Source organism: Youngiibacter multivorans (assembly GCF_017873395.1).
In the GTDB taxonomy this organism is placed as follows: Bacteria; Bacillota; Clostridia; order Clostridiales; family Clostridiaceae; genus Youngiibacter; species Youngiibacter multivorans.
Genome location: NZ_JAGGKC010000019.1, coordinates 70,998 through 83,074 on the forward strand (window position 1 = coordinate 70,998; position 12,077 = coordinate 83,074).

Here is a 12,077-nt window from a genome sequence, read left to right on the forward strand (position 1 = left end):
AGTTTCATAAGCTCATAGCCTATTTAAGCTTGTCGCTCCGGTTATCATGGTATATCCCACTGCAATCCCTCCTAAATGAATCCATGTTCTATACCCATTATATTCCTCAATCCTTTCAGTATAAAGGAAACGTTTTCTTGCATGGCGAGAAATGCAGCCTAAATATAAAGGACCCCGCTCATGCGGGGTCCAGGATCCTGATAAAGCAGGACCTAATTATACTATTTAACTAAGGATTTTACCTTTTCAACAACATTTGCAACTGAGAAGCCGTACTTTTCAAGGACTACGCTCTCTGGTGCTGATGCTCCGAAGGTGCTTATTCCTATCATGACTCCCTCGTCTCCAATATATCTTTCCCATCCGAGTGGATTTGCCATCTCTACTCCAACCCTCTTCTTTACCTTAGGGTCGATGACTGAATCCCTGTATTCCCTGGACTGCTTCTCAAACCTGTCCCATGAAGGCATCGATACAACAGATACGTCTATTCCTTCTGAAAGGAGCGCCTGCTGAGCCTCGTATGCCAGTGGAACCTCTGAGCCAGTTGCAAGTATCAGAGCATCGGCTGTTTCCTTCTTTGCAGGGGATACAATATATGCTCCCTTTTCAACTCCTGCGATTGCAGTATCAGCTGTCGAAGGAAGAGTCTTCAGGTCCTGCCTTGTGAGTACAAGAACTGTCGGTTGGTCCTTTGATTCAAGGGCCAGCTTCCATGCTGCTATGGACTCGTTTCCGTCTGCAGGCCTTATGACTGACAGTCCGGGCATTGCCCTGAGAGATGGAAGGTGTTCTACAGGCTCATGTGTCGGTCCGTCTTCACCAACTGCTATTGAATCGTGGGTGAACACATATGTCACAGGAAGTCCCATGAGTGCTGACAGTCTCATTGCCGGTCTCACATAGTCAGCGAATACGAAGAATGTTCCTCCGTATACTTTAAGTCCACCATGGAGAGCAATACCGTTCATAGCTGCTCCCATCGCGAATTCCCTTACTCCGAACCAGATATTCTTTCCTTCATAGCTCTCTGCGGAGAAGTCTGCGACTCCCTTGACGTTAGTCTTGTTTGAGCCTGCAAGGTCAGCTGAACCTCCGAAGAAGCTTGGAACCTTCTTGGAGATATAGTTGATTATCTCTCCTGAGGAATTCCTTGTAGCTACCTTCTTGCCGGCTTCGTACATTGGGAACTCTTTCTCCCAGTTTTCCGGAAGCTTCCCTGCGATTGAGGCAGTCAGCTCTTCCGCGAGCTTCGGATAGTTTGCCCTGTACTGAGTGAACAGGTCGTTCCAGGCTTCATTCGCCTTTACGCCAACCGATTCAATATTGCTTGTGAATGTTTCGTAAGCTGTCTCTGGAACTTCGAACTCACCGTAGTTGTAGTTGAAGAATTCCTTGGTCTTTTTGACACCCTCTGCTCCCAGCGGTGATCCGTGGACCTTCGATGTTCCTGCATCTGGTGAGCCTATTCCTATTACGGACTTGATCTCTATGATCGTAGGCTTCTCTGTCTCTTCCTTGGCAAGTGTTATCGCATGCTCCACTCCCTCAAGGTCGTTAGCATCCTCAACTCTAAGATACTGCCAGCCATATGCCTCATATCTGCCCTTTATATTCTCGGAGAATGACTTGTTAAGTCTTCCATCAAGTGAAATGTCATTCGAATCATAAAGTATAACGAGCTTTCCAAGCTTCAGGTGACCTGCAAGGGATGAAGCTTCGCCTGATACACCCTCCATAAGGTCTCCGTCTCCGCAGAGTACATATGTGTGGTGGTTTACCACATTGAAGTTTTCCCTGTTGTACTTTGCTCCGAGGTGGCTTTCAGCCATTGCCATTCCTACAGCCATGGCGATTCCCTGTCCAAGTGGACCTGTAGTTGCTTCTACTCCGACAGTATGGCCGAACTCAGGATGACCTGGAGTCTTTGATCCCCACTGTCTGAAGTTCTTCACTTCCTCAAGAGAAAGGTCGTAGCCTGAAAGATGGAGAAGGCTGTAGAGCAGTGCCGAGCCATGTCCTGCTGAAAGAACGAACCTGTCCCTGTTGAACCATGTAGGATTCTTCGGATTGTGGTTCATGCTCCTTGTCCAAAGCACATACGCAAAAGGTGCAGCACCAAGCGGAAGGCCAGGATGTCCTGAGTTTGCCTTCTGAACGGCTTCGATGGACAGTGCCCTAACGGCATTGATTGAAAGCGTGTCTTTTTCGTTAAACATTTTCATCCTCCGTATCGATATTAGAAATTTTTTTCAGTAAACGAGTATAATCCACAACTATTATATCATAGCTTGGCAATTTTTTTCAGAAAAGTTCATATGAATTATGAAATGATTCAAGTGTATTCTGTAAGAAAAAGGACCCCTGCATATCAAAACAGAGGTCCTGTATATATGTCTATTCCTTTATCAATACCGGCCTGAAGCCGATATGGTCGCATGAAGTGAGGATATATTCCACACCCTTGCGAGTTCCCTCCATCACTCTCTTCAGTGCATTCCCGTGAAGATGTCCGTAGATGACCTTCTCCACGCAGTACTCCTCAAAGAGGTCTGTGAAGGCTGAATCCTGAAATGTTTCATTGGTCGGCGGGTAGTGTATCATTGCGATTATTCCATTGTCCGCCACCCTTTTCGCGGATTCCAGGGAAAGCCTCATCCTGATGAGCTCCCTTTCGAATATCTTCCTGTCGTTCTCCTCATCAAAGGTTGCACTTCCTGGTATCATCCAGCCTCTGGAACCGCATACAGCATAACCATCCCACAGGAAGCTGTTATTCTGTATGAAGTCTATGTCAGGATACATGCTGTTGAGCTTTGTTATGCCCTTCCACCAGTAATCGTGGTTTCCCTTGATGAGTATCTTCCTTCCGGGAAGGCCTGACAGATAGTCAAGGTCCTGCTTTCCGGAATCCATCCTCAGTGACCATGAAAGGTCGCCTGCCATAAGTACCGTATCGGAATCCCTTACAATTTCTCTCCAGTTGTCCTCTATCTTCTGCTGATGGTCTTTCCAGACATCAGAGAATACATCCATTGGCTTCTCGCCTGACAAGGAAAGGTGAAGGTCCGAGATTGCATACAGTGCCATTATCTGTTCAACAGGATCCTGTAGAAGTGCTTCTTGCCCTTCTTGACAAGCACGGAATCCTCCTCGAAATCGCTCAAGGCAAGCTTATGCATTGGATCCGCCACCTTCTGGTCCTTTATGGTCACTCCGCCCTGCGCAATGTTCCTTCTTCCCTCTGCCTTGGACGGGAAAACTCCACCCTTTACGAGGATGTCCAGGAGCGTTCCTTCAAGGTCTTCAGCGGTAATTTCTATGGTAGGGACATTGCTCATGTCTCCGCCCTTCTCAAACAATGCTTCTGCAGCACTCTTAGCCTTTTCAGCCTCATCCGCTCCATGCACGTTCTTGGTTATCTCGTAAGCGAGGACCTTCTTGTACTCGTTGATGTTGACTCCTTCTGCGCTTTCCATTGCATCGATGTCCTCTACAGGCACGAATGTAAGAAGCCTCAGGCACTTGAACACATCGGCGTCGTCAACGTTCCTCCAGTACTGGTAGAAGTCGTAGACCGAGGTCTTTTCAGCATCAAGCCAAAGAGCGCCATTCACTGTCTTGCCCATCTTCTGGCCCTGTGAGTTGGTCAGAAGAGCACATGTCATTGCATAAGCCGGCTTTCTTTCCTTCCTTCTGATAAGGTCAGCTCCTGCAAGCATGTTGGACCACTGGTCGTCACCGCCAAGCTGCATGGTGCAGCCATAGTTCTGGTTCAGGTACAGGAAGTCATACCCCTGCATCAGCATGTAGTTGAACTCCAGGAAGGAAAGACCCTTCTCAAGCCTCAGCTTTATGCTTTCTGCCCTTAGCATGTTGTTGACTGAAAAATGCACTCCTACATCCCTCAGGAAATCGACATAATTCAGGTTAAGCAGCCAGTCTGAATTGTTTGCAAGGATGGCCTTGTCATCGGAGAAATCTATGAACTTCTCCATCTGCTTCTTAATCGCAGCTGCATTATCTGCTATGGTTTCCTTAGTCATCATGGACCTCATGTCGGTCTTTCCCGAAGGATCTCCGATCATGGCGGTACCACCTCCAAGAAGTGCTATGGGCCTGTGTCCCGCCCTTTGCATATGAGCCATGAACATCAGGGCTATGAAATGCCCCACGTGAAGGCTGTCTGCAGTCGGGTCGAAGCCTATATAGAAAGTGACCCTGTCATTTTCCAAAAGGTCCCTTATCTCTTCCTCATGAGTCATCTGTTTAATGTAGCCTCTTCTCTGAAGCTCCTCGAAAACGCTCATCTTTATTCCTCCTAAGCAATCTTTATCCTTAATAGTATATCTGCAAAACCTGATTTTGTGAATAGCACCAGTAGTTTAAGAAAGTCAGGTGACCAGCCTCACGTGGCATTATAGGCAAAAAAAAGCCCCTTCGGGCTTTTTTATCAAAAAGGATCAGATGACCTTGAACTTTTCCAAATCACTTGTGCCGAGTTCACCCTCGTCATGCATTGTAATCATAAGGTTAACGTTATGCTTCTCAGAAAACTGCTGGAGCTTGTTGAATACCTTCTCTGTTGTCTCATCCTTCTTATCCAGCGTGTTGAAGAGACCGTCTACGAATATTGTCTCTACGTCATAGTTTGTGGAAATTATTCCTGATAGGAATCCGTATATCGCCTTGTAGTCCTTGAGTTCAAAATCTTCGGTGTTAATGAATCTGATGTGCCTGTCCAGTTCGTGGATCGCCCTGTTGTCATCGTCAATGTAGACTACTGTCCCCTTTGCCGACTTTACCTGTTCATTGGCAAGAGATACCATTCTTTTGCTCTTCCCCGAGCCTCTCTTGCCATAAATAACCTGTATCATGTCAACCACACCCCTTAAATATATTATAAGTTGTAAACCTTTAACCTTACTAACATTATATGATTATCAGAAAATTAAGTCAAACCAGAAGCCACTTTTTCAGAACTTTTTTGAGCACCTGATCAGTTCATCTTTTAATGAAACCAATTCTCAATTCAGCTGGATTTCTGATCAGGTAATCGTATTCCAAATCACTAGCAATTATTTCAATATGAGAACAAACTAAGCTATTGCTTGCCATATAGTCAGTAAAACCTGCAAATTTTGTAAAAAATCCTTAATTTGTACTTAAAAACAGCCAAAACAAATAATGTCATATTTTTCACGTTTTATCTTCACATGTTTTTCTCAATCTGATATAATAAAGGTGCCTGAAGAGGTAAAATATCACAAAGTACAGTTCATTTCCAGGAATTAATCCATAGACCTTAGCGTCAGATAATTCTAAGAAAAAACTGTTGCTAAGGAGGAAAAGAAAAATGGAAGACAAGAAGATCATCTGCAGAGACTGCAACCAGGAATTCGTATTCACAGTTGGTGAGCAGGAATTCTACAAGGAAAAGGGGTTCGAGAACGAGCCAGTAAGATGTCCTGACTGCAGAAGAGCAAGAAAGAACCAGAAGTTCGACGGCAGAAGGTAGTAAACGGAAACGGCCAGAATACTGGCCGTTTTTTTGTCGCCTTTTCCATGTTTTCTGTCAGGTTGTCTACAGACTTAACAGGTGATAATATAGATTGGTAAGAACAAGTAATTTGAAAATGGAGGCATCTCATGGAAACAAGGAAGAAAAGGATCTTCAGCGGAGTAAAGCCGTCAGGGGATCTTACTTTAGGAAACTATCTGGGCGCGATAAAGAACTGGGCTACGCTCCAGGAGGAATACGAATGCTTCTACAGCATCGTAGACCTGCATGCAATTACAGTAAAGCAGGAACCTGCCGAGCTCAGGAAGAGGACTCTTGAGATCCTTGCCATATACATAGCGTCAGGAATTGATCCTGAAAAGTGCACGCTGTTCATACAGTCACACGTACCCGCACATTCGGAGGCATCCTGGCTTCTCACCTGCATAACAAACATGGGAGAGCTTTCGAGGATGACCCAGTATAAGGACAAGACAGCGAAGGTCAAGGACAATGAAGCAATAAGTTCCGGTCTTTTCAACTATCCGGTTCTGATGACAGCTGACATACTCCTGTATCAGGCTGATGCGGTACCGGTCGGCGTAGACCAGAAGCAGCATGTGGAGCTTGCAAGGGACATAGCCCAGAGGTTCAACAGCATGTACTCAGACACCTTCGTGCTGCCTGATGTCATAGTACCGAAGGAAGCAGCCAAGATAATGGACCTTCAGGATCCTTCAAGGAAGATGTCAAAGTCGGATGACAACCCGAACTCCTTCATCCTTATAATGGACAAGCCTGAAGTCATAAGGAAGAAGATATCAAGGGCCGTCACAGATTCCATTGGAGTCGTTAACTATACTGATGAACAACCGGGAGTAAAGAACCTGGTGAACATACTATGCGCGTTGAAGGGCTACAAGCCTGATGAAGTAGTCGAGATGTTCAATGGTAAGGGCTACGCTGACTTCAAGGCTGCAGTTGCCGATGCTCTGGTCGATGAATTCACACCAGTACAGGCGAAGGTCAGGGAGCTCCTATCAGAAAAGTCAAAGCTTGAAGAGATCTACAAGAAGGGCGCTGAAAGGGCATCCTATGAAGCTCAGAAGACCCTCAGGAAGATGCAGAAAAAGATAGGACTCGTCCCAAGATAAATAGAGGCAATCGCTAATCGGTCTTCGGTAAGGCAATACTCTATTAATAAAATGATATGAAAAATCATAATCAACTGTCAGGACATTGACAGTTGATTTGTCATTTTGCACTGAAACAATATTATTTCCAAAAAAATGTAGTTTTCGATAATTTTGAGTTTAACAATTTTCAAAAAGTTATATAAACAATAAATAAATTTCTAAATAATAAATGAATTACTTGTAGGACTCACAACATTATGGTATTATTCATAACAATATATCAATATTTACATCGCTATGATAGGAAAAGAGAAATTCAAACGGTCGCTAAAGAGAGTCGGCACATGGTGAAAGTCGACGCGAGACGAGTTTTTTGAAATCATCCTGAGCTGGAATACCCAAAGCGTAATTTCGCAAGTAAGTGTCCCCGGTAGGCTCCGTTATGGGCCCGAAGCTTGATAGAGCTTTTGAGTGGCATTCGTGCAATTAAGGTGGTACCGCGGAATTATCCGTCCTTTCATATATGAGAGGACGGTTTTTATTTTAAAAAAACATTCTCATGATCAGTGCTTGTGGAGCGATTCAATAATATTACATTCAACTATTAATTGGAGGTTAGGAAATGGAAATGCTTAACGAAAGAAAAAAAGTGAACTATCAGGACAAAATGAATTTTCATGCCGCAAGAGAAACTCTCAAACCTGTGATCCGTGAAACACCTCTGATTTATAGTGAGGTCTTTAGTGAAGAATGCGGCAACCATGTCTTCATAAAACCTGAAAACCTGCAGGTGACAGGTGCATTCAAGATCCGTGGCGCTTATAATAAAATCGCTCAACTTACCGACATAGAAAAGTCAAAGGGTGTCATTGCTTCATCTGCAGGAAACCACGCTCAGGGTGTGGCATTGGCAAGCAAGCTTCTGGGTGTCAAAGCTACAATCGTAATGCCAAAGACAACTCCAATCATCAAAGTTGAAGCTACTCGAAGCCACGGTGCCAATGTGGTTCTTGCAGGCGACTGTTACGACGAAGCCTACGAAGAAGCCATGAGAATACAGAAAGAGCAGGACAGCGTCTTTATCCATCCATTCGATGACCTGGGTGTAATAGAAGGTCAGGGAACGATAGGTGTGGAAATCTATGAAGAGCTTAATGATGTTGATGTCGTACTGGTTCCAATAGGTGGTGGTGGACTTATCAGCGGAATCGCTCTGGCCATGAAAGCGCTGAAGCCATCAATCAAGATCATTGGTGTCGAACCTGAGGGGGCTATGGCCATGAAGTCATCGGTCAAGCAGGACAAGGTAGTATGCCTGACCCATGTCGACACAATTGCGGATGGCGTTGCCGTTAAGAGGCCTGGTGACCTGACTTTTGAAATCATCCGTGAATATGTTGACGAGATAGTCACTGTCAGTGACCGCGAAATAATGGAGTCCTTCCTCATGATGCTCGAGAAGCACAAGTTGGTTGCAGAGAACTCAGGAGCGGTTTCAATCGCCGGACTTAAAAGGCTTCACATGTTCAACAAGAATGTTGTCTGCGTCGTCAGCGGAGGCAATATCGACGTGGTGACAGTATCAACCATGATCAACAAAGGACTTGTCTCACGCGGAAGGCTCTTCTGCTTCAGCGTCGAGCTTCCTGATAAGCCGGGAGAACTCCTGAGGATCTCAGAGGTCCTCGCACGACTCAATGCCAATGTCATAGGCCTTGACCACAACCAGTTCAAGAACACAGACCGCTTCATGAATGTAGAGCTTGAAGTGACATGCGAAACAAGCGGTCACGCCCATATCGAGGAAATACAGTGTGAACTCTCCAGGATGGGCTACAAGGTCCGGAAAGTCTATTGAGGCCTGATGTCCTGTTTTTTTATCAAATACTGTTTTTTGAACGCTTCAATATTTGATTCAGGATTTAAAATTGCATATTAAAGGAAGGCAGCTTTTCACTCAGCTGCCTTCCTTTCTTGTTACTTGCTTATAATCTGATCAGAACTGTACCTTCGGAACTGCCTTCTCTTCTTCTGCTATCTTGAATAGAGGCTCCTGCTTGAAGTTGAATATTCCGGCAAAGATATTTTTCGGGAATATCTCGATGTCTGTGTTGTACTTCATTACAGTGTCATTGTAGAACTGCCTTGAGTATCTGATCTTCTCTTCCGTATCCTTCAGGTCTGCCTGAAGGGACAGGAAATTCTGGTCTGCCTTGAGCTGTGGATAAGCTTCAACGACTACCATCAGCCTCTGAAGAGCTGCAGTCATGACGTTGTTGGCATCTGCCGCTTCCTGTACTGTCTTCGCGCTTACAGCCTGGTTCCTTGCCCTTACTACCTCTTCGAAGGTTCCCCTCTCATGTTCAGCATAGCCCTTGACTGTCTCTACAAGGTTAGGAATGAGGTCTGCCCTCGTCTTGAGTTGTACGTCTATCTGTGCCCAAGCGTTTCTTACCCTGTTCCTCAGCCTTATGAGGCCATTGTATACAGAAACAGCATACAGCAGGATAACGCCTATGATGCCCAGTATTATCGGTAATGTCCAGCTTCCATTTCCCACACTTATCATCTCCTAATTATTATTCTAGAATGCTCCGCCGCCACCGCCACCGCCACCGCCGCCTGAGCTCCCTCCAGAGAAACCTCCTCCACCGCCGGAGCCGGAAGACATTGCGGAGGATGCGATATTGGCTGTATTGACGGCAGAAGCAACACTTCTTACAGTATCACTTACCATGTGGTTCATCATGTACATTGAATTATAGCTTCCATATCCCCTCATATATGTGAGGTTCGGATCAGAAAGGTCTCTGTCGCTGAAAACTCTAGGCAGCTGGTCTATGACTTCCTTTGCAACCCCCAGTGAAACCGCGTATACGAGATAGTGCTCCCAGATGGTTATTGCAGGGATGTCCGCCTTTTCAAGGTTCGAGAAATCCAGCAGGAACTTCTTGAAAGCTTCCCACATGGCCTTCTGCTCTGCGCCATACGGTGTAAGCTTCTTCCTGACTGACTGGATACCCATGGATGTTATCAGGAGAAGACCTGATATACCTGCAGCTATCCCAAAGCCCGGTCCGAGCAGGAATGTTGCCAGTCCACCTATAATAAGTAGTCCAAATCCTATCGCTATGAATGTACCGATTCCATTTGTCTTGTTGCCGGTATAGAAGCCTTGTGCCTCACCTTCATCAATAGCGTAAGCCTTGAACTTATCATAGTCCTTTGCGAACTGTCTTGCGAATGTCTTTTTCTTTGTCATCTTCTCGAGGTCGTCTATGTCCAGGCCTTCTCCCCCGCCTATCCTGTCAATGAACCATTCCGCAAGGAATGCTTCATGTGGGCGAAGCTCGTCCAATTTTTCTCTGTTTCGCCATTCAAGCCTGTAGACCTCATCAGTCGTCTTGAAAATCAGACCCTTTTCTGTAGTTGAAACAAGGTTTAGGCTGACCACCTTTTTTCTTGCAAGGTCCAGAAGTGTTGCCATTATGTCTTCAGGTTTTGTGCCTCCCTTCGTCATAAGATAGCTCATTACTGCAGGGGAATAGTCGCCTGGCAGCTCCCTGTAGTAGTCACCCTCGAACTGCGGCTTGACCTCCTTGGAGAATTTCAGGTTTCCATAGGCTGTTGCTGCAAGCCCGAATATCGCAGCCAATATGAAAATTGGATCCAGTGTTCCCTTCAGGTTCTTCATGAAGGTTTCGCGTTCAAGCTTCTTTATGGCTTCTTCTCTTAGTTTGTTCGCATCGTCAGCTAACTTCTGTTCATTCGTAAGTATTGCTGGCAGCTCATCCCTGTTGAACGTATTAGTGGATCCAGGAACAAGCTCAGGGGGAAATATTGCCAATGTCTCAACAAACGTTCCCTGAACTAGCGGAACTGTAAACTCAAAGGTGCTGCCATCCTTTATGGAAGACGTTCCAGTCAGAGGTCCGTGGGCAAATACCTTTAGGTCTTCCTTTGCAGCACCTTCCGGGATCCTTATGGTTATACGCACATTCTCTAGTGGTACTTTCCAGTTGGCGTCTATTATCTTCCTGTTGAAAGTTGCAATGTCATTGTATTTTTCTACCACATTTTTTAGTGTATAGCCATATATGAATGTCTTGGTATCTGACCCTGACTTCTCATATACCTTAAGCTTCATCAGATTTCCTTCTGTTGCAGCCTCATAGGTATTGGCAGCTCCTGTATTCGCCACAGTGAAGGTCCTTTCAGAACCGTTATGGGACACCCTGACCGTTACATCGCTAATGCCTGATGTCCTTGAAAAATCTATGTCCCTGAGCACTCCATTGAAGGATCCTGAGAATGAATACTCTATGGCTTCAGTGACCTTTGCATCCCCATTTTCTGCAATCTCAACGAGAACATCGAACGATGTTATATCGTAGGTGCCGCTTGAGGCGTCGGCATTGAAGACGGGCATGAGAAATAAAATCAACAGCACCGCCATCCATATGGTCTTGCGGACAGATCTTTTATACATGTTCAACCTCCTTTGAATTCTTCCATTCCGAGGTTCATAATCTTGTTCAGCGCATATGCTACTCCGTCTTCATCTTCAGTTCTTGTGATGAACTTTGCTGCACTTTTTAGAGAATCTGTGGCATTCCCCATTGCTACTCCAATGCCTGAATACTTCACCATCTCATAATCGTTTTCCGAGTCCCCTATTGCCATTACCTCTTCGTTCCCAATTCCAAGCTCCCTTGCAAGTGCTGACAAGGCTGAATACTTGCTTAGCCCCTTGTCGAGGAATTCCAGGAAAAACGGTGCGGTCCTTACTATCGCATGCTTCTGTCGTATCGCTTCAGGGATTCTTCCAAGGTATCCATCAAGGATATGCTCATAGTCAAGGAAAAGGACCTTCATTACTGTTGCATCGTCATCAATGGTTTCAGGGTCGCCTATCTCCAGCGGGATACCGTTGACTGTAGCTTCAAGTGTTGAATAGAAGTTCTCGACCGGTGTCATTGCATGGTCCGAAAAATGGATAATGCAGTTCGCTCCGATTTCAGAGGCTGTCCTTGCAAGAATTTTAGCGTCCCTTCCGGACATACCCTGCTCGTATACCCTCATCTTCGACTTCGCCTGTACCACCAGAGCACCGTTGAATCCGATCAGAAATTCTTCGTCGTTATAAAGTCCAAGCTCCTCTATGTACTTCACCAGACCCTTTATCGGCCTTCCGCTGCAGAGGACTATCCTTGCGCCGTTTTCGCATGCCAGAGCTATGGCCTTCTTGTTCGCTGCGCTTATCTCAAGCCTGCTGTTCAGCAGGGTTCCATCCATATCAAGAGCCACTAGTCTAACCATATCCGACCTCCATTTCTTCATCTTTCAATTGTACAAAATCGCTACGCGATAGTTCCTTGTCTAAATTCTATACTTATGCCTCTTGAATTAACAGAGTATTTCTTCGCATGAAAAAAATAGTA

Annotated in this window: 10 protein-coding genes and 1 other annotated feature; of the genes, 3 read left to right on the plus strand and 7 right to left on the minus strand. The window is 45.4% G+C overall.

The features are described from left to right. Nucleotides 1–221 precede the first annotated feature (221 nt). From tkt to J2Z34_RS11410, 4 genes are all read right to left on the minus strand, one after another. Nucleotides 222–2,219, minus strand: coding sequence for a transketolase (gene tkt, locus J2Z34_RS11395; RefSeq protein ID WP_209459990.1), 1,998 nt, complete (start codon nucleotides 2,217–2,219; stop codon nucleotides 222–224). 178 nt (nucleotides 2,220–2,397) lie between these two features. Further along, entirely contained in the window at nucleotides 2,398–3,090 is a 693-nt protein-coding gene (locus J2Z34_RS11400) for a metallophosphoesterase (protein ID WP_209459991.1), read from the minus strand. Beyond that, nucleotides 3,090–4,310, minus strand: a complete 1,221-nt coding sequence (tyrS, locus tag J2Z34_RS11405; RefSeq protein WP_209459992.1) for a tyrosine--tRNA ligase — start codon at nucleotides 4,308–4,310, stop codon at nucleotides 3,090–3,092. Before tyrS ends, J2Z34_RS11400 begins: the two co-directional genes overlap by 1 nt. Nucleotides 4,311–4,463: 153 nt before the next feature. After that, on the minus strand, nucleotides 4,464–4,877 hold the full coding sequence (locus J2Z34_RS11410; protein WP_209459993.1) for an ATP-binding protein: 414 nt from the start codon (nucleotides 4,875–4,877) through the stop codon (nucleotides 4,464–4,466). A gap of 479 nt (nucleotides 4,878–5,356) precedes the next feature. Here J2Z34_RS11410 and J2Z34_RS11415 point away from each other — a divergent pair, with 479 nt between their 5' ends. The 3 genes from J2Z34_RS11415 (at nucleotide 5,357) to ilvA (ending at nucleotide 8,494) form a co-directional block, all read left to right on the plus strand. Beyond that, complete coding sequence (locus tag J2Z34_RS11415) at nucleotides 5,357–5,518, plus strand: zinc-ribbon domain-containing protein (RefSeq protein WP_209459994.1); 162 nt, start codon at nucleotides 5,357–5,359, stop codon at nucleotides 5,516–5,518. A 131-nt stretch (nucleotides 5,519–5,649) separates the two neighbouring features. Then, the gene (gene trpS / locus J2Z34_RS11420) at nucleotides 5,650–6,654 is read left to right on the plus strand and encodes a tryptophan--tRNA ligase (RefSeq protein WP_209459995.1); all 1,005 of its coding nucleotides are present in this window, start codon (nucleotides 5,650–5,652) and stop codon (nucleotides 6,652–6,654) included. A gap of 270 nt (nucleotides 6,655–6,924) precedes the next feature. After that, nucleotides 6,925–7,156, plus strand: a binding site (T-box leader). A gap of 108 nt (nucleotides 7,157–7,264) precedes the next feature. Beyond that, complete coding sequence (gene ilvA, locus J2Z34_RS11425) at nucleotides 7,265–8,494, plus strand: threonine ammonia-lyase (protein ID WP_209460005.1); 1,230 nt, start codon at nucleotides 7,265–7,267, stop codon at nucleotides 8,492–8,494. Between the two features lie 138 nt (nucleotides 8,495–8,632). Here the strand turns inward: ilvA and J2Z34_RS11430 are convergent, their stop codons facing one another. The 3 genes from J2Z34_RS11430 to J2Z34_RS11440 are packed head-to-tail and all read right to left on the minus strand — an operon-like array spanning nucleotide 8,633 to nucleotide 11,955. Further along, nucleotides 8,633–9,196, minus strand: a complete 564-nt coding sequence (locus J2Z34_RS11430) for a LemA family protein (RefSeq protein WP_342453166.1) — start codon at nucleotides 9,194–9,196, stop codon at nucleotides 8,633–8,635. 24 nt (nucleotides 9,197–9,220) lie between these two features. Next, nucleotides 9,221–11,125 carry a DUF2207 domain-containing protein gene (locus tag J2Z34_RS11435; protein ID WP_209459997.1) on the minus strand — a complete coding sequence of 635 codons (1,905 nt, stop codon included), beginning with the start codon at nucleotides 11,123–11,125 and terminating at the stop codon, nucleotides 9,221–9,223. Between the two features lie 2 nt (nucleotides 11,126–11,127). Beyond that, nucleotides 11,128–11,955: a Cof-type HAD-IIB family hydrolase gene (locus J2Z34_RS11440; RefSeq protein WP_209459998.1), complete on the minus strand. Its 828-nt coding sequence runs from the start codon at nucleotides 11,953–11,955 to the stop codon at nucleotides 11,128–11,130. Nucleotides 11,956–12,077 lie beyond the last annotated feature (122 nt).

Excerpts from the sequence above, each read along its gene's own strand:
- tkt (WP_209459990.1), bottom strand. The coding sequence starts at position 2,219 with ATGTTTAACGAAAAAGACACGCTTTCAATCAATGCCGTTAGGGCACTG.
- J2Z34_RS11400 (WP_209459991.1), bottom strand. The coding sequence starts at position 3,090 with ATGGCACTGTATGCAATCTCGGACCTTCACCTTTCCTTGTCAGGCGAG.
- tyrS (WP_209459992.1), bottom strand. The coding sequence starts at position 4,310 with ATGAGCGTTTTCGAGGAGCTTCAGAGAAGAGGCTACATTAAACAGATG.
- J2Z34_RS11410 (WP_209459993.1), bottom strand. The coding sequence starts at position 4,877 with ATGATACAGGTTATTTATGGCAAGAGAGGCTCGGGGAAGAGCAAAAGA.
- J2Z34_RS11415 (WP_209459994.1), top strand. The coding sequence starts at position 5,357 with ATGGAAGACAAGAAGATCATCTGCAGAGACTGCAACCAGGAATTCGTA.
- trpS (WP_209459995.1), top strand. The coding sequence starts at position 5,650 with ATGGAAACAAGGAAGAAAAGGATCTTCAGCGGAGTAAAGCCGTCAGGG.
- ilvA (WP_209460005.1), top strand. The coding sequence starts at position 7,265 with ATGCTTAACGAAAGAAAAAAAGTGAACTATCAGGACAAAATGAATTTT.
- J2Z34_RS11435 (WP_209459997.1), bottom strand. The coding sequence starts at position 11,125 with ATGTATAAAAGATCTGTCCGCAAGACCATATGGATGGCGGTGCTGTTG.
- J2Z34_RS11440 (WP_209459998.1), bottom strand. The coding sequence starts at position 11,955 with ATGGTTAGACTAGTGGCTCTTGATATGGATGGAACCCTGCTGAACAGC.